The 22263-nt window shown below is 71.7% G+C and carries 16 protein-coding genes and 1 tRNA gene; 5 read left to right on the top strand and 12 right to left on the bottom strand.

Annotated elements, in window-relative coordinates; all coding sequences use genetic code 11:
- Positions 1-23: 23 nt before the first annotated feature.
- The 5 genes from mfd to ABH940_RS04420 all read right to left on the bottom strand — a co-directional run bounded on the left by mfd (position 24) and on the right by ABH940_RS04420 (position 8445).
- On the bottom strand, positions 24-3608 hold the full coding sequence (gene mfd / locus ABH940_RS04440) for a transcription-repair coupling factor (RefSeq protein ID WP_370061425.1): 3585 nt from the start codon (positions 3606-3608) through the stop codon (positions 24-26).
- Between the two features lie 95 nt (positions 3609-3703).
- On the bottom strand, positions 3704-3964 hold the full coding sequence (locus tag ABH940_RS04435; protein ID WP_370061427.1) for a hypothetical protein: 261 nt from the start codon (positions 3962-3964) through the stop codon (positions 3704-3706).
- Between the two features lie 26 nt (positions 3965-3990).
- Entirely contained in the window at positions 3991-5028 is a 1038-nt protein-coding gene (locus ABH940_RS04430) for a hypothetical protein (protein WP_370061429.1), read from the bottom strand.
- Between the two features lie 155 nt (positions 5029-5183).
- Positions 5184-7382, bottom strand: coding sequence for an SUKH-4 family immunity protein (locus ABH940_RS04425; protein WP_370104364.1), 2199 nt, complete (start codon positions 7380-7382; stop codon positions 5184-5186).
- Between the two features lie 7 nt (positions 7383-7389).
- Entirely contained in the window at positions 7390-8445 is a 1056-nt protein-coding gene (locus ABH940_RS04420) for an SMI1/KNR4 family protein (protein WP_370061433.1), read from the bottom strand.
- Between the two features lie 208 nt (positions 8446-8653).
- Here ABH940_RS04420 and ABH940_RS04415 point away from each other — a divergent pair, with 208 nt between their 5' ends.
- Together ABH940_RS04415 and ABH940_RS04410 are read left to right on the top strand one after the other, a co-directional pair.
- Positions 8654-9139 (top strand): YwqJ-related putative deaminase, encoded by a 486-nt coding sequence (locus ABH940_RS04415; RefSeq protein ID WP_370104362.1) that lies wholly within the window; start codon positions 8654-8656, stop codon positions 9137-9139.
- 55 nt (positions 9140-9194) lie between these two features.
- Positions 9195-9683, top strand: coding sequence for an SUKH-3 domain-containing protein (locus ABH940_RS04410; RefSeq protein ID WP_370061437.1), 489 nt, complete (start codon positions 9195-9197; stop codon positions 9681-9683).
- Between the two features lie 58 nt (positions 9684-9741).
- On the opposite strand, the gene ABH940_RS04405 is transcribed toward ABH940_RS04410, so the two are convergent.
- Positions 9742-10110, bottom strand: a complete 369-nt coding sequence (locus tag ABH940_RS04405) for a GntR family transcriptional regulator (RefSeq protein ID WP_370061439.1) — start codon at positions 10108-10110, stop codon at positions 9742-9744.
- 36 nt (positions 10111-10146) lie between these two features.
- Positions 10147-11499: a sensor histidine kinase gene (locus tag ABH940_RS04400; protein ID WP_370061441.1), complete on the bottom strand. Its 1353-nt coding sequence runs from the start codon at positions 11497-11499 to the stop codon at positions 10147-10149.
- Positions 11500-11843: 344 nt separating this feature from the next.
- Here ABH940_RS04400 and ppc point away from each other — a divergent pair, with 344 nt between their 5' ends.
- Both ppc and ABH940_RS04390 read left to right on the top strand, forming a co-directional pair.
- Positions 11844-14543, top strand: a complete 2700-nt coding sequence (gene ppc / locus ABH940_RS04395) for a phosphoenolpyruvate carboxylase (RefSeq protein ID WP_370061879.1) — start codon at positions 11844-11846, stop codon at positions 14541-14543.
- A 182-nt stretch (positions 14544-14725) separates the two neighbouring features.
- The gene (locus ABH940_RS04390) at positions 14726-16558 is read left to right on the top strand and encodes a hypothetical protein (protein WP_370061443.1); all 1833 of its coding nucleotides are present in this window, start codon (positions 14726-14728) and stop codon (positions 16556-16558) included.
- 28 nt (positions 16559-16586) lie between these two features.
- On the opposite strand, the gene pth is transcribed toward ABH940_RS04390, so the two are convergent.
- The 5 genes from pth to ABH940_RS04365 form a co-directional block, all read right to left on the bottom strand.
- Entirely contained in the window at positions 16587-17159 is a 573-nt protein-coding gene (gene pth / locus ABH940_RS04385; protein WP_370061445.1) for an aminoacyl-tRNA hydrolase, read from the bottom strand.
- Positions 17160-17285: 126 nt separating this feature from the next.
- Positions 17286-17885 (bottom strand): 50S ribosomal protein L25/general stress protein Ctc, encoded by a 600-nt coding sequence (locus ABH940_RS04380; RefSeq protein ID WP_370061447.1) that lies wholly within the window; start codon positions 17883-17885, stop codon positions 17286-17288.
- Positions 17886-18106: 221 nt separating this feature from the next.
- A complete protein-coding gene (locus ABH940_RS04375; RefSeq protein WP_370061449.1) occupies positions 18107-19087 on the bottom strand; it encodes a ribose-phosphate diphosphokinase in 981 nt (326 codons plus the stop codon).
- Positions 19088-19313: 226 nt separating this feature from the next.
- On the bottom strand, positions 19314-20777 hold the full coding sequence (gene glmU, locus ABH940_RS04370) for a bifunctional UDP-N-acetylglucosamine diphosphorylase/glucosamine-1-phosphate N-acetyltransferase GlmU (protein WP_370104360.1): 1464 nt from the start codon (positions 20775-20777) through the stop codon (positions 19314-19316).
- A gap of 146 nt (positions 20778-20923) precedes the next feature.
- Positions 20924-20995 (bottom strand) — tRNA-Gln (locus ABH940_RS04365).
- Between the two features lie 230 nt (positions 20996-21225).
- Between ABH940_RS04365 and ABH940_RS04360 the strand changes: the two genes are divergently transcribed.
- Positions 21226-22227 carry an acyl-CoA desaturase gene (locus ABH940_RS04360; RefSeq protein WP_370061881.1) on the top strand — a complete coding sequence of 334 codons (1002 nt, stop codon included), beginning with the start codon at positions 21226-21228 and terminating at the stop codon, positions 22225-22227.
- Positions 22228-22263 lie beyond the last annotated feature (36 nt).

Below are 22263 nucleotides of genomic sequence, written 5' to 3'. Positions count from 1 at the left end.
TGGTGCCGCGCCCGCCGCCGGCCTCACCGCTTGGCGGCGAGCTCCTCGAACATCGTGGAGAGGAACTCCGCGCACCAGGTCAGCAGCTCGCGGCCGACGACCGGCTTGCCGCCGATCCGCGCCGTGCTCGGACGCGGGACCAGCACCAGCTTGGTCGCCGCCTTGACCTGGCTGCGCGGGTAGAGCCGGGTGAGCCGCAGCTCCTGCGACTCACGCAGCTCGATCGGGCCGAAGCGGATGAACTGCCCCTGCAGCGTGATGTCGGAGATACCGCACCGCCGGGCGAACAGCCGCAGGCCCGCCACCAGCAGCAGGTTCTCCACCGGCTCGGGAAGCTTGCCGTAACGGTCCGTCAGCTCGGCCCGGACCTGGGCGATGTCCTCCTCGGAGTTGACCGCCGCGATCGACCGGTAGGCCTGGAGCCGCAGCCGCTCACCCGGCGCGTAGTCGTGCGGGACGTGGGCGTCGACCGGCAGCTCGATCTTGACCTCGAGCGGCGCCTCCTCCGGGGCCTCGCCGCCGTTGGCCAGCTGGTCGCGGAACTCGGCCACGGCCTCGCCGACCATCCGCATGTAGAGGTCGAAGCCGACCCCGGCGATATGCCCGGACTGCTCGCCTCCCAGCAGGTTGCCCGCGCCGCGGATCTCCAGGTCCTTCATCGCCACATACATGCCCGCGCCCATCTCGGTGTGCTGGGCGATGGTGGCGAGCCGCTCGTGGGCGGTCTCGGTCAGCGGCTTCTCCGGCGGGTAGAGCATGTAGGCGTAGCCGCGCTCGCGGCCACGCCCGACGCGCCCGCGCAGCTGGTGCAGCTGGCTCAGGCCGAAGGTGTCGCCGCGCTCCACGATCAGTGTGTTGGCGTTGGAGATATCAATGCCGGACTCGACGATGGTGGTGGAGACGAGGACGTCGAACTCCTTCTCCCAGAAGTCGACGACGACCTTCTCCAGCAGCTGCTCCCCCATCTGGCCGTGGGCCGTGGCGACCCGCGCCTCGGGGACCAGCTCCTTCAAGCGGGCAGCCGCCTTGTCGATCGACTCGACCCGGTTGTGGATGTAGAAGACCTGGCCCTCGCGCAGCAGTTCACGCCGGATGGCGGCGGCGATCTGCTTCTCCTCGTAGGGGCCGACGAAGGTCAGCACCGGGTGGCGCTCCTCCGGCGGGGTGGTGATCGTCGACATCTCGCGGATACCCGTGACGGCCATCTCCAGCGTGCGCGGGATCGGCGTCGCGGACATCGTCAGCACGTCGACGTTGGCCCGGAGCTTCTTCAGCTGCTCCTTGTGCTCGACGCCGAAGCGCTGCTCCTCGTCGACGATGACCAGGCCCAGGTCCTTGAACCGGGTCTCTGCGGAGAAGAGACGGTGGGTGCCGATGACCACGTCCACGCTGCCCTCGCGCAGCCCCTCCAGCACGGCCTTGGCCTCGCTGTCGGTCTGGAACCGGGACAGCGCCTTCACCACGACCGGGAAGTTGGCGTACCGCTCGGAGAAGGTGGAGAAGTGCTGCTGCACCAGCAGCGTCGTCGGCACCAGCACGGCCACCTGCTTGCCGTCCTGCACCGCCTTGAACGCCGCGCGCACCGCGATCTCGGTCTTGCCGTAACCCACGTCGCCGCAGATCAGCCGGTCCATCGGGACCGTCTTCTCCATGTCCTCCTTGACCTCGGCGATGGTGGAGAGCTGGTCGGGCGTCTCCGCGTAGGGGAAGGCGTCCTCCAGCTCGCGCTGCCACGGGGTGTCCGTGCCGAAGGCGTGGCCCGGCGAGGCCATGCGCGCGGAGTAGAGCTTGATCAGGTCGGCGGCGATCTCCTTGACCGCCTTCTTGGCCCGTGCCTTGGTCTTGGTCCAGTCCGCGCCGCCGAGCCGGTGCAGCGTCGGGGCCTCGCCGCCGACGTACTTGGTGACCTGCTCCAGCTGGTCGGTCGGCACGAAGAGCCGGTCGCCCGGCTGGCCACGCTTGGCGGGGGCGTACTCCAGTACCAGGTACTCACGGGTCGCGCCCTGGACGGTGCGCTGCACCATCTCGATGTAGCGGCCGACGCCGTGCGCCTCGTGGACCACGAAGTCGCCCGCCTTGAGCGCGAGCGGGTCGATCGCGTTGCGGCGGCGCGAGGGCATCCGGCGCATGTCCTTGGTGGAGGACTTCTGGCCGGACAGGTCGGTCTCGGTGATCACGCAGAGCTTGAGGCCCTCGTGCACCAGGCCGTGCTCGAGCGCGCCGCAGGCCACCTGGATCACGTCGGTGGCGGGCTCGGTGGTCAGGTCCGGCGTCAGCCGGGCGCCGATGCCCTCGCTGCCGAGCATCTCGGCGATACGCGCGGCCGGGCCCTGGCCCTCGGTCACCAGGACCACGCGCCAGCCCTCGGCCAGGCGGCCCTTGCAGTCGGCGATGGCGCGGGCGGTGTCCCCGCGGTAGGCCTCGACCGGGTGCATGCCCAGGTGCAGCACGTCCGGCCCGGTCGCCTCCGCCTCATCGGCGGCAAAGGGGCTGACCGACCACCAGGGCAGGCTGATCTCGGCGGCGTGCTCGCGGATGTCCGCGATCGACCAGAGCGAGGCCGCGCCGACGTCCAGCGGCGCCTTGCCGCCCGAGGCGGCGGCCACCCAGGAGGCCTGCAGGAACTCGGCGCTGGTGGCCACCAGGTCGGCGGCCCGGGTCCGCACCCGCTCCGGGTCGCAGACGACGGCGACGCTGCCCTGCGGCAGCACGTCCATCAGCAGTTCCATGTCGTCGACCAGGACCGGCGCCAGCGACTCCATGCCCTCGACGGCGATGCCCTGGGCGATCTTGTCCAGGATCTCGCTGAGCTCCGGGTGCTCCTCCGCCAGCTCCGCCGCGCGGGCGCGGACCTCGTCGGTCAGCAGCAGCTCACGGCAGGGCGGAGCCCACAGTCCGTGCGGCGCGATCTCCAGCGAGCGCTGGTCGGCGACCTTGAAGTAACGGATCTCCTCGACCTCGTCGCCCCAGAACTCGACGCGGAGCGGGTGCTCCTCGGTCGGCGGGAAGACGTCCAGGATCCCGCCGCGCACGGCGAACTCACCGCGCTTCTCCACCAGCTCGACGCGCTGGTACGCGGCGGCGGCGAGGCGCTGGACGAGGTCGTCGAGGTCGACCTCCTGACGCTGCTTCAGACTGACCGGCTCCAGCTCGGCCAGCCCCTTGACCTGCGGCTGCAGCACGCTGCGCACCGGCGCGACGACCACCTGCAGCGGACCGGCCGCGGGGTCGTCCACCGCCGGGTGCGCGATCCGGCGCAGCACGGCGATCCGGCGGCCGACCGTGTCCGAGCGCGGCGAGAGCCGCTCGTGCGGCAGCGTCTCCCAGGCCGGGAACTCGGCGACGGAGTCCGGCGGCAGCAGCGAGCCGAGCGCCGCGGCCAGGTCCTCGGCCTCGCGCCCGGTGGCGGTGACGGCGAGGACGGGACGGCCCCGGCCCCCCTTGGCGGCGTCCGCGAGCGCACGCGCCAGCGCGGCCACGGCGAACGGGCGGGCGGCCGGGGGGCCGACGAGGTCCAGGTGCCGGCGATCCCCGGCGAGTGCGGCTTCAGCGGCCTCGGCGAGCGCCGAGTCCGAGGCGACGATGTCGAGCAGGCCGGTCAGGCTCATCTACTTCTCTCAGCCGAAGGCAACGCGAACACCCGGACAGCGCGGCGGCCCGGGGGTTTCCAGCGTACGCCGCCGACTCGAACAACGCGTGGCGGTCAGACATGCGCGATCAGAGAGTCGTCGAACACCTCGATCACGGCCACCACCATGAGCGCGTGCGCGATCAGGTACTCGATCATTATCCCGGGCGCGACCTGCGCCTTCCGGTCCGCTTCATTGATCCCGACATGCGTCGTGGCCTCGTGGTAGGGATCCTTCGCCAGCACTGCGAGACCCTGATCGAGCAACTGCTGCCGCTCGTGTGAGAGCGCGTCGCGGGTCGCCTGGGCCTCGACCGTGTAGGTGACTCGGTACATGCCGCCAGTCTGGTGGACCGGAGCCCTCAGTGGTGTCCCTCGTTCGGGTTATCCACAGCCTCGGGGATGGTCGGGAGCTCCGAGGTGTCCGACTCGCTGTCGACCTGCGGGGTGCCCGCGTCCTCCGCCTCGGCCTCGACGTCCGCCTCGTCCGCCTCGTCGGCCTCGGCCTCGCCGCCCGCGACCGTTCCCGTCAGGGCGATGAGCGTCTGGCGGATGTGGTCGAGCTGACCCTGGATCTGGTCGCGGCGTTCCTCGAACGCCCGCTGCTCGCGGTCCGAGCCCTCGGCGATGCGCGCGGCCTCGCGGCGCGCGGCCTCCAGCAGGCGCTCGGCCTGGGTCGCCGCGTCGGCGTCCATCTCCGCCGCCTTGGCCTCCATCGCCTTGTGGTGGCGCTCGCTCTCGTTGAGCTTGCGGTCGCCGACCGCGGTGATCTCGGCCTCCCAGGCCACTACCTTGACGTCGTGTGCGGCGAACTCCTGTGCCGCGGCACGCTGCTGGCCGGTCAGCCAGGTCTGCGCGTCCTCCGTGTGGTTTTCCGCCCGCGAGCGGACGTCGCCCGCGTACGCTGCGGCGTCCTCGCGCACCGCACGGCCCTCGCGGTCGGCCTCGGCGCGCTCCGCCTCCGCGCGGGAGCGGGCGCGGTCGAGCTCGCGGCGGTGGGACTCGTCGGACGCCGCGCGGAGCTGCTCCGCGTACTGCCCGGCGGCAGTGGCCTCGCGCCGCGAGGCCGTGCGGGCCTCGGCGTCGATCCGGGCGGCCTCCTGGACCGCTCCGGCGCGGACCGCCTCGGCCTCCTCCTCCGCGGTGACCAGCAGGCCGGCGGCGCGCGGGCTGAGCACCTCGAAGTCCGGGACGGTGGCGTCGGCCACGCCCTGGGCCTCGCGCATGTCCATCAGCTGGCGCTCCAGGCCCCGCATCCGGTCGCCGAGCGACGAAAGGCCTTGCCAGGCCTCGTCGCGGGCGGCCGTCAACCGGACGAGAGCCTGCTCCACCTGATCGACGTCGTAGCCCCGGCGCGTCAGGGTGAACTCTGTGGCGTTGGGAGTCGTCGGTTCGCTCATACTCTGCTTCCGTTCCTCCGCTGGCCGGGCCTGATCGGTCGTCGTCCTATTTTGAGCAGATTAATTCTTCTTCAGACGGTACCGACACAGCAACGGAGGTCGGCCACCGGGCCGACCCCCGTCAGCTGCGGACAGCCGGCGACGGCTGCAGCGTGCTACAGCAGCCCGTCCCAGAACTGCTCCAGCACCACGGCCCACCAGTTCTCCGGCGACGAGAGCGCCGCCGGGTCGATGGTGGCCAGCTCGTTCTGGAAGTCCGTGGTCCAGTGCCCGGCCTGCTCCTGCGTCAGCCCGTAGCGGAACCGCCAGAGTCGACCGAGCACGGCCAGGCTTCGGACGAACTCGGGCACGCCGCTGTTGACGAAGCGCGGCTGGCTCGCCTCGGGGCCGGCGGGCTGACCCGGCGACCCCAGGTCCACCGCGACGACCGCGTTGGTGCCGTACTGCACGCACAGCTGGCGGCCGTAGTCGTTGCCCAGGACCAGGTAGGTCGCCGCGTCCGGCCCGGCCGTCAGACCCCGCTCCGCAGCGAGCTCGGCCAGCGTCGGCACCGGGCGCCCCGGCTCGGCCTGCGCCCAGAAGAAGGGACCGAAGTCACGCGGCAGGCCGACCCAGGTCAGCGTCCCGGAGACGACCTCGGGCAGGCCCGGACGGGCGACCGCCTGCGCCTCGTAGCGGAACAGGTTCTGGTCGCCGAAGGCCGCCTGGACCTCCTGCGCCAGCATCTGCGGGGGCGGTGGCGGGGTCGGCGCACCGGCCGGAGGCAGCGGCGCGCGCGAGGGTGCGACCGGCTCCGGTCCGGCGGCATGCGTGTGCAGCTCCCTCAGGTGGTCCAGCAGGTGCTCGACGCCGGAGCGCCGGGCCGCAGCGTCCCGCCCGTAGGGGGCGGTGTGCGTGATCCGGACGTTGGGCCAGGCCTCCTTGACCATCCGCGCGCAGTAACCGGCCGGCAGGTCGCAGCACTCCAGCTCGGTGTGCAGCTCCAGCACCTGCTCCGGCGGCACGTTGAGCCGACGGACCTCCTGCAGGATCTGCCACTCCGGGTGCGGCAGACCGAGCGCGGAACGCTGGATGACCTGCTGCTCGGAGCCGTCCGGCCCGCGGTAGCGAAGCACGGCCATGTAGCCGGGCCCGACGGCCGGCGCACCGCTCGGCGCGCCGGGGGCGCCTGGCATGCCGGGAGCACCGGGCAGTCCGGGCATGGGCTGGCCGCCCATGGAGGCTCCGGGGGGCGGAGGCGGCATACCGGGCCCGCCCATCGGCGCACCGGGCGGCGGGGGCGGAGGCATACCGGGGCCACCGGCCGGGGGCGCCCCGGGCACGACGGCGGGGCCGGACAGCATCGTCGGCGCGAACGCGATCCCGGCGTCGTCCATACCCCCGGGCGGAGGCGGCGGCATACCTGGGCCGCCCATGGGCGCTCCAGGCGGAGGCGGGGGCATCCCCGGACCACCCATCGGCGCACCAGGCGGAGGCGGAGGCATGCCGGGGCCACCCATGGGCGCGCCCGGCGGAGGCGGCGGAATCGGCGGCCCACCAGCCGGTGCCTGCAACGCCGGACCCGACAACATCGTCGGCGCGTACGCAATCCCGTCAGCATCCGGACCCGCACCCGGACCACCCGGGAATCCATACCCACCGGAACCGCCCGGACCACCCGGCGGAGGCGGCGGCATACCCGGCCCACCCATCGGCGCACCCGGCGGAGGCGGAGGCATACCCGGGCCACCCATCGGCGCACCGGGGAAGCCGCCCTGCGACGGACCCGACGATCCGTCAGCGCCGAACGGCGGAGGCGGCGCAGAAGGTCCCGGGAGGCTGGCCGCAGACGGCACCGGCGGAGCAGGCGGCGCGGACGGCGCCGCGTCGGGCTCGGGCAGGGAGTGCACAGCGGGGGGTGCCGAGAGCATCGTCGGCACCTCGGCGGGCGGGCCCGTCGAGACCGGAGGGGCGACCTGGAGGCTGGCGGCCTCCGCCTCACGGGCCTTGGCGGCCGCCTCCTCCAGCCACTGCGGCGGGCTGAGCAGGAAGGACGTCGCCTCCATCAAGTCCATGTCCGGCGGGGCCGGGTTCTGGGTGGGCGTCGCGCCGACCGGGCGGCCGTAGGCCTCCTCGTAGCGCTTGACCACCTCGTTGATCGGCAGGCCGGGCCAGAGCGTGGTCGTGCCGGTGTCCCGGGCGATCACCATCCGGGCCGCGCCACCGTCCGACGACGGCCCGTCGGTGCGGTCGACGGCCCAGGCCACGAAGCCCAGGTCGAACTCGCGCACCCGCACCTCGCGGCGCCGGTATCCGGGCACGCCGCCGTTGATCCACTCCTCGGCGCGCTCCTGCGCCTCCGCGTACGTCACCACGTCGACGTCATCCCTCCACCGGAACGGCGCGGGCGAAGCCGCCGTCCACCATCAGTTCCGCGACCGTCTGCAGCTCGGGCGGGCTGCCCGCCAGGCGCAGCAGGAACGCGTCGAAGTCCTCGCCGCACGGCAGCAGCAGGCGGTCGACGCGCTGCTGCGGCGTCAGCCCGGCGTCGCCGTCGTCGCGGGCGTCGTCGTAGGGGAGGAACCCGACCGTGCCGATCCGGTCGCCGCGCACCTTGAGCGCCAGCAGGCCGCCCTGGACGTAGGCGATGCCCAGGTAGTCCTTGGTGATGTGGTCGCGCAGACACTTGTTGACGTACGCGAGGTCGTCCAGCGAGCGCTCGTCGCGGAACGTGAAGAAGGGCTGGTCGACCAGGACGCCCAGCTCGGTGTCCAGGCCGAGCCCCTTGGGGGCCCGGCCGCCGGCCGCCTTGAGGAAGGTCCGGTACGGGCCCGGGAGGGTGTAGCCGAGGGACTCCTCGACCCCCTGGATCCGCTGCTCGACCTCGGCCGGAGTCGCCTCGGCGACCTGCGGCTCCGACTGCCCGTCGGCGCCTGTGCCGCCGTCAGCGCCCTCGGCCGCCTCGGCCGCAGGCGACGGCAGCTCGAAGTGGACCGGGCGCCGCTCCTGCAGCGGACGCGTGCCGCGCTTGGCGTGGTCCGCACCGGAGGTGGCCAACCCGGCGTGGTGCCGCAGCAGTGCCTTCACCTCGACCGGGACGAGCTCCAGTCGGCGACTGCCGGGCGTGGCCGCGGTCACCGAGTGGTGCCACGTCCAGCCGACGGGCGTGCCGACCGGGCTGTCGACGTCCGCCCAGAGCTCATGGCCCTGGGCGCGCAACGCGGCGTTGGCCGACACGTAGTCGGTCAGCCGCAGCTCGTCGACGCCGAAGCCCGCGGGCGGGTCGGCGACCTCGGCGGCGGCGCGCGCGTAGGGACCGAGGTCGGGGTAACCCCCTGCGTCGACCTTCACCCCCGAGGGATAGCGCTGCGCCCGCAATGGATCGGGAAAGTGCACGACCTGCCTGGCGTAGGCCGCGTTCGGTCGACCTGTCGTCATGGAGATTGCCCCCTGCTGGAACTGGCTGCCGGGAGCCAAGCCTAGGGGTTGGGCGCGCCTGGCGGATCTCCCCGGTCGTCACAGCGCCCGTGACGACTGGAATCCGAGCTTGAACAGACCCCCGATTTCGTGACCCTCCAGGGTATTTGGCACTCTGATCATCGCTGGGTTCACGGGGGTTCACACGGGGGAAGGGCAGAACGCGATCATGGAAACGCTGGGTAACCAACGCAGACCTTCCCCGGCGCCGCTGCTGCGGCACCGCCGGGACAGCCTCATGCCCATCGTCGCGGCGGCGTTGTCGGTGCAGGGTGATACGTATACGCATGTGAGCGAGAAGGGGGATCCGCCGCGGCTGCACCCGCTGGTCGGCGGGTTCCTGGACGGGCTGCCGGTGGAGGCGCTGGAGCGGTTCACCGGACGCTGCCCGGAGGCGGTGCTGCTGTCGCAGTTCCTCGACCAGGCCGAGGCGGACCGTTCGGGACGCGCGGCCCGCAAGGTCTTCGGCGAGGGCGAGGCACGCAAGGCGCTGCGCGGCGCGAAGATGACGACGGTCCGGATCCGCGAGGAGGGCGACCCCGCCCACGGCACCCACCAGCCGCCGTGCCGGTCGTGCACGCCGCTGCTGGAACACTTCGGGGTGAAGACGATCTCGTTGCAGGAGAAGTCCGGAGGCAGGCTCAAGCGGCGCTGAGCAGGCGCGGGAGAGGGGAAATCGGGGGAGATGTCGGGGAGAAGAGGAGAAGGACATGGAGGCTCGGTTCCCGGCGGAGGTCGCGTCGGTACTGACCAAGTCCGGCTGGTTCCCCGGCCGCAAGCGCTTGGACCGCGCGGCGGAGTGGGCGCAGGCGCTCGACGGTTACGCCTCGCCGGAGGGCCACCGTCACACGGTCTTCCCGGCCGCGGTCGAGGCGTGGGCGGAGTTCGGCGACGTCACGGTGGGCCTGGAGGGCGCGGGCGCGCAGGTCGCCCGTACGTCCTTCGTCATCGACCCCCTCCGCGGGCTGCACCAGCCACGCACCCTCGCGGACCTGGGACGCGCGCTGGAACTGCCGGTCTGCCCCCTGGGCGAGGAACGCGACGGCCAGGCCCTGCTCGCGCTGGACGCGGCGGGACGCGTCTACAGCCTGGACCACACGGGCGAGTGGTTCCTCGGCCACTCCATGGACCAGGCTCTGACCACCCTGATCTCCGGCTTGCGCGCGGAGCGCCTGCGCTTTCTGACCGACGCGCTCTGACTGCCGGCGGGCAGAGCCCCGCGCCCCTAACGGTGCAACGCGCTCGCGACAAGAAGAGCTAAGCGCCGTAGATCTCGCGGAGCGCCGTCTCCACCAGCGTCCGCGCCTCCGGCGCGGAGAGGCCGAGCGCTTTGGCTCGACGTGCGTACGCCGCCGCGGACTTGGCGATCTCGCCGTGCGCCGCATGGCCCGCCGCAGTGATGACCGTGCCGGCGCGGCCACGGGTCTCGACCACGCCCGCCGTTTCGAGCTCGCGGTAGGCCTTGGCCACGGTGTTGACCGCGAGACCCAGCTCCTCGGCCAGCCCGCGGACCGTCGGCAGCCGCATGCCGACCGGTGCCTCACCGCTCGCCGCCGCCTCGGCGACCCGCGCGCGGATCTGTTCGTACGGCGGAACACCGGACGCCGGGTCGAGCACGATCCGCACGGGCTACCTCCTAGGACAAGCGCAGGGACAGCCTAGCTACCGCGCGGCCAGCAGCCGTGCCTCCACGCGGAAGCCGCCCTCCGCCGTGGGGCCCGCGGTGAACGCACCGCCCAGCGCGGTGACCCGCTCCCGCATGCCGACCAGGCCGTTGCCGCCGCCGGGCAGGACTGCCGCGTCCCGCTCCTCCCCCGCCTGCTCGGGCGAGGGGCAGGTGTTGGAGACCGCCAGGGCGACGCCGCCGGGCACATACGCCACCACGACCTCGACGTCCGCGCCGGGTGCGTGCTTCAGCACGTTGGTCAGCGCCTCCTGGACCACGCGGTACGCGGTCTGCTCCGCCTCGGAGGTAAGCGCGCGGCGGGCGCCGCCCAGGGTGAACCGCACCCCGAGGCCCGCCGCGCGCGACTCGTCCACCAGCTTGGGCAGGTCCGCCAACCCCATCGGCACGTACGCCGAACCTGAACGCGAGGCCGAGGCCGACGACGAGGCGGCCGACGCACCTGCGGTCGACGCCGCCTGACCAGCGTCGGCGACGGCCTCGGCGGCATCGTCGTCGGCGTCGGCGTCCGGCTCGACCGTGCGCAGCACGCCCAGGATCTGGCGGAGTTCGTCCAGCGCCTGGCGGCCGATGTCGCCCATCAGCTTGGCGCTGGCCGCCGCCTTCTCCGGGTCCTTGTGGACCACCCGTTCGAGCGCGCCCGCGTGCACCACCATCAGGCTCACCCGGTGGGCGACGACGTCGTGCATGTCGCGGGCGATCCGGGTCCGCTCCTCGACGCGGGCGCGGAGGGCGCGTTCACGGGCCTGGTCGGCGAGCAGGCCCAGCTCCGTCTCCAGGCCCTCGGCACGTTCGGTCAGGGCGACCCAGAGTCGGCGCTTCGCCCCCGTGTAGAGGCCGAGCATGGTGGGCGGGACGGTGATCGCGATGGCCGCCAGCGCCGAGAAGAGGATCAGCACCCACTCCGGCACGCCCTGGTGCAGCGCGTCCTGGTGCTGCGTGCCCAGGGTGAGGGTCGAGACGAGGACCGTCTCGCAGATGGCCACCGCGCAGAGCGCGCTCATGGCGCGGCGTTCGGCGAAACGTCCCGCCGCGCCCTCCGGGCGGTACGCGCCGAGCGTGTAGAGGCCGATCATCAGCAGCAGGTAGCCCGCCGACAGCGGGATCGTCGACAGCGCCGCCGCGACCGGGACCAGCGGCCAACGCCGCCGGACCACCAGCGTGGCACCGGCGATCAGCGCGTACACCGCCACCGCGACACGCGCGGCGGGGCCCAGCCCCTGGTGGGCGGTGAAGGTGTACGCCGAAGCGGCACACTCCAGCGCTGCGGCGGCGGCCAACGCCAGATCCAGCCACATGCTCCGTCGTCGCTGCCACGCTCCCACCCTCATGGCGTCAAGCGTAGACAAGAGGAGCCGACGGTCCGCCGCACACTCCCGTACCCGCCCCATACGCGCCCCGTGCCCGCCACGTACCCGTGAACGCGGCACCCTGTCCCACGCGGAGTGTCCGCATGGCGGCATGGTCATGGACGGTCACGCCCCGCAACCTATGCTGGACCGCGAAAGATCAGAAGGATCAGCAGCACGCAACAGGGGCGGACAACGTGGTCCGCGCACGTCCTTGTCGTCCCCACTCCACCCCGCAAGGGAGTACCAGCGTGAGCGACGCACGCGAGGCAACCGTCCCCGCCGTCCCACCGACCGTCCGGTCGACCGAGCCCGACAACAGCGCTCTGCGCGCCGACATCCGGCGTCTGGGTGAGCTGCTCGGCGAGACCCTGGTCCGGCAGGACGGGCCCGAGCTGCTCGACCTGGTCGAGCGGGTCCGGCTCCTGACCCGCACCGACGGCGCCGCCGCCGCGCGGCTGCTGGAGCAGACCGACCTGACCACCGCGAGCAAGCTGGTGCGGGCCTTCTCCACCTACTTCCACCTGGCCAACGTCACCGAACAGGTGCACCGCGGTCGCGAGCTCAACGCCAACCGCGCGGACAACGGCTCGCTCCTCGCCCAGGCCGTCGACAAGCTCGTCGACGCGGACCCGGAGCACCTGAACGCGGCGCTCGCGCACCTCAACGTCCGCCCGGTCTTCACCGCGCACCCGACCGAGGCCGCCCGCCGCAGCGTGCTGCAGAAGCTGCGCCGGCTGGCAGAGCTGCTGGAGCAGGAGGACACCCCCTCGCGTCCCACCGGCCGTCGCCAGGCCGACCGGCGGCTGGCCGAGGTGATCGACCTGCTGTGGCAGACGGACGAGCTGCGCATCGCCCGTCCCGAGCCGACCGACGAGGCCCGCAACGCCGTCTACTACCTGGACGAGCTCTACAAGCGCGCGGTCCCCGACGTGCTGGAGGAGCTGAACGAGGAGCTGGCCCGGGTCGGCGTCACCCTCCCTGAGGGCGTGCGTCCGCTCACCTTCGGCACCTGGATCGGCGGCGACCGCGACGGCAACCCGAACGTCACCCCGGCGGTGACGCGCGACGTGCTGCTGCTCCAGCACGAGTACGGCATCAACGACGCGCTCGACGTGGTCGACGAGCTGCGCGCCACCCTCTCGTCCTCGGTCCGGCTCTCCGGTGCCAGCGAGGAGCTGCTGCAGAGCCTGGCCGCCGACCTCGAGCGGCTGCCCGAGATCAGCCCGCGCTACAAGCGGATGAACGCCGAGGAGCCCTACCGGCTCAAGGCCACCTGCGTGCGCCAGAAGCTGATCAACACCAAGGACCGGCTGGCCGCCGGCACCCCGCACGTGCCGGGCTGCGACTACCTCGGCACCAGCGAGCTGCTGGCCGACCTGGAGCTGATCCAGGCCTCGCTGCGGGCCCACAAGGGCGAGTTGATCGCGGACGGCCGGATCAGTCGCGCCATCCGCACCATCGCCGCGTTCGGTCTGCAGCTGGCGACGATGGACGTGCGCGAGCACGCCGAGGCGCACCACCACGCGCTGGGCCAGCTCTTCGACCGGCTCGGCGAGGAGGCCTGGCGCTACACCGACATGCCGCGCGAGTACCGGCAGCGGCTGCTCGCCAAGGAGCTCAAGTCGCGCCGCCCGCTGGCGCCGACCCCGGCCCCGCTGGACGCGGCGGGCGCCAAGACGCTGGGCGTCTTCCAGACCGTCCGCGACGCGTTCGAGCGCTTCGGGCCGGAGGTCGTGGAGAGCTACATCATCTCCATGTGCCAGGGCGCGGACGACGTCTTCGCGGCGGCGGTGCTGGCCCGCGAGGCCGGGCTGATCGACCTGCACGCCGGTGTCGCCAAGATCGGCATCGTGCCGCTGCTGGAGACCACCGACGAGCTGCGCGCCGCGGACACCATCCTCGACGAGATGCTGCGCGACCCCTCCTACCGCCTGCTGGTCTCGCTCCGCGGGGACGTGCAGGAGGTCATGCTGGGCTACTCGGACTCGTCCAAGTTCGGCGGCATCACCACCTCGCAGTGGGAGATCCACCGCGCCCAGCGCCGGCTGCGCGACGTCGCGCACCGCTACGGCGTCCGGCTGCGGCTCTTCCACGGCCGCGGCGGCACCGTCGGCCGCGGCGGCGGCCCCTCGCACGAGGCGATCCTGGCCCAGCCCTACGGGACGCTGGAGGGTGAGATCAAGGTCACCGAGCAGGGCGAGGTGATCTCCGACAAGTACCTGATCCCCTCCCTGGCCCGGGAGAACCTGGAGTTGACGGTCTCCGCGACGCTGGAGGCCTCCGCGCTGCACACCTCCCCGCGCCAGTCGGACGAGGCGCTGGCCCGCTGGGACGCCACCATGGACACGGTCTCGGACGGCGCGCACTCCGCCTACCGGCGCCTGGTCGAGGACCCGGACCTGCCCGCCTACTTCTTCGCCTCGACCCCGGTCGACCAGCTCGCGTCGCTGCACCTGGGCTCGCGACCGTCGCGCCGCCCCGACTCCGGCGCGGGCCTGGACGGTCTGCGGGCGATCCCGTGGGTCTTCGGCTGGACGCAGTCCCGGCAGATCGTGCCGGGCTGGTACGGCGTCGGCTCGGGCCTCGCGGCGGCCCGAGAGGCGGGACTCGGCGACATCCTCGACGAGATGCACGCCGAGTGGCACTTCTTCCGCAACTTCCTCTCCAACGTCGCGATGACGCTGGCCAAGACGGACCTGCGGATCGCCCGCCACTACGTCGAGCAGTTGGTGCCGGAGGAGCTGCAGCACGTCTTCGGGCAGATCGAGGCCGAGCACGCGCTGACCCTGAAGGAGGTGCTGCGGGTCACCGGCGAGTCCGAACTGCTGGAGCACAGCCCGGTGCTGAAGCAGACCTTCGCCATCCGCGACGCCTACCTGGACCCGATCTCGTACCTCCAGGTCGCCCTGCTGCGCCGTCAGCGCGAGGACGACGCCAACGGCGTCGCCGAGGACCCGCTCCGCTCGCGCGCGCTGCTGCTGACCGTCAACGGCGTCGCGGCGGGCCTGCGCAACACCGGCTGACGCCGGGCCAGGTGCTGCGCGACAGATAACGATTCAACGTTCAGCTGCGGCCGTTGTCCCCACCAAAACGGGACAACGGCCGCGGCATTTCACGGGGTGATCACTAGGCTCACACGCACACCACCCAGGTGGCCCACAGACGGCCGACATGGGTTCCTTTTTCCATCAGGGGGACTCTCAGCGTGAGACTCCGCTCCACCCTTCCCGTCGCCGCAGCAGCGCTGCTGGCGGCGACCCTCGCGGTTCCGGCCCAAGCGATGGCCGACACCTCCGCGAGCCCGACTCCGGCCGACACCTCGTCAGCCACCCCGGCTCCCACGGACTCGGCCACGCCGACTCCGACGCCGACGGACAGCTCGACCCCGTCCCCGACGGACAGCGCCTCGGCCACGCCGACGGCTTCGCCGAGCGACACTCCGTCACCGACCGCCGCTGCCCCGACTGTCAGCGGCATCACCACGGTCCGCACGGCCACCGGTGCCGAACTGGGACTGGCGATCTCCGCACCCAGTGACGTCACCCAGGTCAGCGCGACCTTCACGCCTGTTCAGGGCAACGGCTCGCCCGGCACCGTCGGGCCGGCCACGGTCACCACGTTCTCGCTGATCAGCGGAACGGCACAGAACGGCGACTGGCAGTCGACGGGCGACCTGGCCCTGGCGCGCGGCGTCTACGACGTCTCGGTCACCGCGACCGACCAGGACGGACTGCAGGGCACCGCGACCGCGAGCCGTGGCATGTCCTACGTGCCGTCGCCGGACTTCCACAACGTCACCTTCGCCCCGACCCACCTCGGTCTGGGCAACGAGGCGTTGACGGTGACGGGCAACGCCACCCTGTTCGACCCCGCCAAGGGCGACACCGGGACCCCGTTCCACGACACCACCGGCTCCTTCGGCGTCTACCTCACCTGGTCCAAGGGCGAGGTGACCGGCTTCCCCGACTGGAACACCGGGAACTTCACCCTCGTCGCCCACCCGGGCCCGATCGGCAGCGACACCTTCACCGTGTCGTCCGACCCGTACTGGGTGACCTTCGACGGCCCCTCCGCCGTGGTGACGACCGACCCCGCGTCCGCCACCCGGATCGTGCTCGACCGGACGTCCGCGAGCGGCCTGATCAACGGCAGCAGCGTCAACGTCACCGGCACGGTGCAGATCCAGGCCGTGGACGGGACCTGGCACCCGCTGCCCGACACCCCGATCACCTGGACGGACGGCACCACCCCCTGGGGCGGCCAGATCTCCGCGACCTCGGGGGCCGACGGGCGCTTCTCGATCCCGATGACGGTTCCGGCCGCCGCGACCACCTGGCACTTCGCCACGCCGGCCGCCGGTGGTGCGGGACTCGACGGGTTCGCGACGGCGTCCTCGGCGGCCTTCGCCGTGCAGAACGTCGAGCAGCAGGTCTCCCTGCAGCTCAGCAACCCGAGCATCGACGAGTACTCCGACCTGACCTTCTCGTACTACGTCGGGAGCACCACCACGGCGGTGCCCGGCAACAAGATCTACGTCCTGCAGTCGAACGACGGCCGGACCGGGTGGACCAACCTCGGCTACATCCCGATCAACGGGCCGGTCTACTCCGCGCAGATCAAGGCGTGGGTGAACAACCCGCACGGGTACTGGAGGCTCTGGTACCCCGGGGCGCCCGGATACCCGGCCGCCTACAGCGGCGTGATCCACACGTTCCGGTTCGGCACCCTGATCACCGGTGCCAAGCCCAACACCACGTGGGCGAACAAGGGCCAGGTGCTCCGCTTCAGCGGCGGCCTGTGGGACCAGGGCTACGGCGCCTGGGGCGCGATGCGGTCCACCCCGGTCTACCTGTACTTCCGGCCCTACCGCAGCACGACGTGGACCTACGAGGGCTCCGGCTGGACGAACAGCGCCGGCTACTTCAACCTCTACGGCCGCGCCGAGACCGGCGGGACCTGGGAGGTCGCCTGGTTCACGGGTAGCAGCCCGTGGTACGTCGACGCCTACGGTCCCGGGACCTACGTCCACGTCGGGTAACTGAAGGTCCGCCAAAAGAGGAGCGCGTTCAGCCGTTGTAGACGGACTGGGCCCGCTCCAGGCCTTCCTGGACCAGCGACTCGACCGCGTCCGCGGCACGGTCCACGAACCACGGGAGTTCCTTGCGCTCCGTCGACGAGAAGTCGCGCAGGACAAAGTCGGCGACGTCCATCCGGCCCGGCGGGCGGCCGATGCCGGCGCGGACGCGGAGGTAGTCCGGACCCAGGGACTTGGTGATGGACTTGAGGCCGTTGTGGCCGTTGTCGCCGCCGCCTCGCTTGAGGCGCAGGGTGGCGTAGTCGACGTCCAGTTCGTCGTGGATCACGATCAGCCGGTCCACGCCCGACTTGTAGAAGTCGCGGAGCGCGACCACCGGGCCGCCGGAGAGGTTCATGAAGGACATCGGCTTGGCCAGCACCACCCGCTGACCCGCCAATCGGCCCTCGACGACCTGCGCACGGCTCTTGTGCGTCTTGAACTTCCCGCCGACGCGCTCGGCGAGCAGGTCGGCGACCATGAAGCCGATGTTGTGCCGGTTGCCCTCGTACTGCCCACCGGGGTTGCCGAGGCCGACCACCAGCCAGGGACCCTGCTCGCTCATCTGCGAAGACTCCTGTCGGGATGTGAACGCGTGTCAGTGTCGGTTCAGTGCCAGGATGCGGCACTGCCCCGGCCATCAGCGCGGACGACCGGGGCAGTGTCGGAGGAACTACAGCTGCGTCGAGGCTCAGGCCTCGGCGGCCGCCTCGCCCTCGGCGCCCTCCTCGGCCTCCTCAGCGGGGGCCTCGGCCTGGGCACCGATGATCTGCAGGACGACGGTCTCGCCGTCGACCGCCAGGGAGGAGCCCTTCGGGAGCACGATGTCCTGGGCGAGGACGGAGGCGCCGGCCTCCAGGCCCTCGACGGAGACGGTGACCGACTCGGGGAGGTGGGTGGCCTCGGCCTCGATCGGCAGCGTGTTCAGGACGTGCTCAAGCAGGTTGCCGCCCGGGGCCAGCTCGCCCTCGGTGTGGACCGGAACCTCGACGGTGACCTTCTCGCCACGCTTGACCAGCAGCAGGTCGACGTGCTTGATGGTGCGCTTGATGGCGTCACGCTGGACGGCCTTCGGCAGCACGAACTCCTGCTTGCCGTCGATCGGCAGGGAGATGAGCGCGTTCGAGGTCTTCAGCGCCAGCATCAGGTCGTGGCCCGGCAGGTTCAGGTGGACCGGGGCGTGGCCGTGGCCGTAGACGACGGCGGGGACCAGGCCGGCGCGACGGGCGCGGCGGGCGGCACCCTTGCCGAAGTCGTTACGGGGCTCGGCGGCAAGGCGGATCTCAGACATGAAGCGCTCCTTGAAGTGCGTGAAACGGGCGAGCGCTCGGCGGCCATCTCACACATCTTGGAACAAGAAGCGCGTCGATAACGGAGCTCACGCATGCACAGGCATGCAAAAGGCTCCCTCGCCGGGCAGGATTCAGAGTCTACCCAGGCCCGGCGAAGGAGCCAAAACGATCACGCAGTCACACCCGGGCAGTCACACCCGAGCAGTCACCCCGGCAACGCTCAGGCGTTGTCGAAGAGGCTGGTCACCGAGCCGTCGTCGAAGACCTCGCGGATGGCGCGGGCGATCAGCGGGGCGATGGAGAGCGTGGTGACCTTGTCGATCTCCTGGGCCAGCTCGCCCGGGGTCGGCAGGGTGTTGGTGAAGACGAACTCGCTGGCGCGCGAGTTCTTCAGGCGGTCCGCGGCCGGACCGGAGAGCACGCCGTGGGTGGCGGCGACGATGACGTCCTCCGCGCCCTGGTCGAACAGGGCGTCCGCCGCCGCGACGATGGTGCCGCCGGTGTCGATCATGTCGTCGACCAGGACGCAGACGCGGCCCTTGACGTCACCGACGACCTCGGCGGACATGACCTTGTTGGCGACGTTCGGGTCGCGGCGCTTGTGGATGATGGCCAGCGGCGCACCCAGGCGGTCCGACCACTGGTCGGCGACGCGCACGCGACCGGCGTCCGGGGAGACCACGGTGAGCTTGTCGCGGTCCACCTTGGAGCCGACGTAGTCGGCCAGTATCGGCAGCGCGAAGAGGTGGTCGACCGGGCCGTCGAAGAAGCCCTGGATCTGCGCGGTGTGCAGGTCCACGGAGATCAGCCGGTCGGCGCCGGCCGTCTTCAGCAGATCGGCTATCAGGCGGGCGGAGATGGGCTCACGACCGAGGTGCTTCTTGTCCTGACGGGCGTACCCGTAGAACGGCATGATCACGGTGATGGTCTTGACTGACGCCCGCTTGAGAGCGTCGATCATGATCAGCTGCTCCATGATCCACTGGTTGATCGGCGCGGTGTGGCTCTGCAGCACGAAGGCGTGCGCACCGCGGACCGACTCCTCGTAACGGACGTAGATCTCGCCGTTCGCGAAGTCCAGCGCCTTGGTGGGGACCAACTCGACACCCAGCTGCTCGGCCACCTCCCGCGCGAGGGCGGGGTGGGCACGGCCGGAGAAGAGCATCATCTTCCGCGAGCCGGACGATTTGATCCCGGTCACTGCAACCGTCTCCTTGTTGCTGGTTCGCCGCAGGCGGACGTCTGGCCTGCTGCGGGCCTGCTGCGTGTGGATGTCCACAAGGTTACGCGTCCGTGGGCATCGCCGTCGCCCTCGGGTCCGGCGAAGGAGTGGTCCGGGCAGGTCCGGATGGTGGCGCCGGGGGCACCCGACGTGCTCCGAGCGCCCCCGTCCGCGCCGGTTGCCGCCCGCTCCGGGCGGCGCACGCCTAGGCCCTGTCGTCGGCCTCGGCGGCGTCCGCGCGCTCCTTGGCCGCAGCGGCGGCCTCCGCCGAGACCGTGCCGGGACGCTTGCGCCCGACCCAGCCCTCGATGTTGCGCTGCTGCGCCCGCGCGACGCCCAACGCCCCTGCGGGGACGTCCTGGTAGATGACCGAGCCGGCCGCCGTGTAGGCGCCGTCCCCGACCGTCACCGGGGCCACGAACATGTTGTCGGAGCCGGTCCGGCAGTGCGCACCGATGGTCGAGCGGTGCTTGTTGACGCCGTCGTAGTTGACGAAGACCGAGGCCGCGCCGATGTTGCTGCCCTCGCCGATCGTGGCGTCGCCCACATAGCTGAGGTGCGGCACCTTGGCGCCGTCGCCGAGCTCGGCGTTCTTCGTCTCGACGTAGGTGCCGACCTTGGCCTTGGTGCCGAGGACTGTGCCCGGACGCAGGTAGGCGTAGGGGCCGACGCTCGCGCCCGCGCCGATCACCGCACCGTTGGCTGTGGCGTTGCTCACAACCGCGCCCGCGCCGACCTCGGTGTCCCGAAGTGTGCAGTTCGGACCGATCTCGGCGCCCTCGCCGACGACCGTGGTGCCGTGCAGTTGCGTGTTCGGGTGGATCACCGCGTCGCGGTCGTAGGAGACCTGCACGTCCACCCAGGTGGTGCCCGGGTCGACCACAGTCACGCCGGAGCGCATGGCGGTCTCGAGCAGACGGTCGTTCATGATGCGGCGGGCCTCGGCCAGCTGCACCCGGTCGTTGATGCCGAGGATGTCGCGGTAGTCGGCGGCGACGACCGCTCCGACGCGGTGGCCCGCCTCACGCAGGATGCCGAGCACGTCGGTGAGGTACTCCTCACCCTGGCTGTTGTCCGTGCGCACCTCGGCCAGGCCCTGGACCAGCAGCTTGCCGTCGAAGGCGAAGACGCCCGAGTTGATCTCGGCGACGGCGCGCTGCTCGGCAGTGGCGTCCTTGTGCTCGACGATCGCCTGGACCGAACCGTCCGCGCCGCGCAGGATCCGGCCGTAGCCGGTCGCGTCGGGGACCTCGGCCGTGAGCACCGTCACGGCGTTGCCGTCGGCGGCGTGGGTGGCGGCGAGCGCCTGGAGGGTGGCACCGGTGAGCAGCGGGGTGTCGCCGGTGGTGACCACGACCGTGCCGTCCAGGGCGATGCCGTCGGCGGCGAGCGCCTCCAGCGCCACGCGGACGGCGTTGCCGGTGCCCTTCTGCTCCTCCTGGACGACGGTGCGCACGCCCGGGTCCACCTCGGCGAGGTGCGCGGCGACCTTGTCGCGCATGTGGCCGATGACCACGACCAGGTGCTCCGGCGTCAGCTCCCGCCCCGCGGCCACGGCGTGGCCGACGAGCGTGCGCCCGCTGAGCGGATGCAACACCTTGGGCAGCACGGCCGACTTCATCCGGGTGCCCTCGCCGGCGGCGAGGACGATCACGGCGGTGGGAGACATGGAAGCAGGCTCCTCTGCAGGGGAACGGTGAGGGTCCGCCGGGCTCGCCGAACACCCGACCTAGGGATCCGCACAAACGCGCCCGAACACTGTGAGGATAGCCAGCCGTCACGAGGGAGAGCCTTCGGAGGCTGTGAGAGACCGTGCTCCGCCGCAAGGACTCGAACCTTGAATACTGACACCAAAAGACAGCGTGTTGCCAATTACACTACGGCGGATCGCCCGTCCGCGGCTCACCGCCGGACGGCCGCTCCTACTATGCCGTACCACCGGCCCTCCACGCGACGGTATAGCGCGACACCGCGTCGTCCATCGACGGGCCCAACCGCCTGGCCTCGCGAATTCACCCTCCCGCCACGCCCGGGCGGGGTGTACTTCCTCAGGGACGGGAAGAGAACCTACGATGCCGTAAGTTACGGTTCCGTAGGCCGAGGGGCGACCTGTGACCATCCCGACCAGCAGCACCGCCGAAAGCAGCGGCACCGCCCGGACCATTGCCGCGTCCGCTGACGCGTCCGCCAGTGTTCCCGGCACCCGTGAGCCCGTACCGGGGACCAGGGGCGGTGAGAAGCAGAGCGTGGCGCAGCGGATCGCGCTGGGGCTCTTCATCGTCGTCCCGTTCCTCGCCGTGCTCGCCGCGGTCCCGGTCGCCTGGGGCTGGGGCATCGGCTGGCACGACATCGTGATCGCGGTGGCGATGTACTTCACCGCCTGCCACGGCGTCACCGTCGGATTCCACCGCTACTTCACCCACGGCTCGTTCAAGACCGGCCGGGTGCTGCGGATCGCCATGGCCGTCGCCGGCAGCCTGGCCGTCGAGGGTCCGGTGGTGCGCTGGGTCGCCGACCACCGTCGGCACCACAAGTTCTCCGACCGCGAGGGCGACCCGCACTCCCCCTGGCGCTACGGCGAGTCCGTCCCCGCGCTGCTGCGCGGCCTGTGGTGGGCGCACATGGGCTGGCTCTTCGACGAGGAGCAGACGCCGCAGCAGCAGTACGCGCCGGACCTGGTCCAGGACCGGGACATCACCTGGATCTCGCGGCAGTTCTTCCTCTTCACGCTGGTCTCGCTGCTGCTGCCGCCACTGGTCGGCGGCCTGTGGTCGTGGTCCTGGCAGGGGGCGCTGACGGCGTTCTTCTGGGGTTCGCTGGTCCGGATCGCGCTGCTGCACCACGTCACCTGGTCGATCAACTCCATCTGCCACGCGATGGGCAACCGGCCGTTCCGCTCGCGCGACCGCAGCGGCAACGTCTGGTGGCTGGCCGTCCTCTCCTGCGGCGAGTCCTGGCACAACCTGCACCACGCGGACCCCACCTCCGCGCGCCACGGCGTGCTCCGCGGTCAGGTGGACTCCTCGGCCCGATTGATCCGCTGGTTCGAGCAGTTCGGCTGGGCCCACGACGTCCGCTGGCCCAGCCGGGATCGGTTGGCGGCGCGGCGCGCGGCATGATGGTCCTGTGAACGAGAGCAGTGGCGACAGGGATCC

Origin of the sequence: Streptacidiphilus sp. BW17 (assembly GCF_041262485.1) — a bacterium.
Lineage (GTDB): Bacteria > Actinomycetota > Actinomycetes > Streptomycetales > Streptomycetaceae > Streptacidiphilus.
This window is presented reverse-complemented; position numbering and strand designations above follow the sequence as displayed.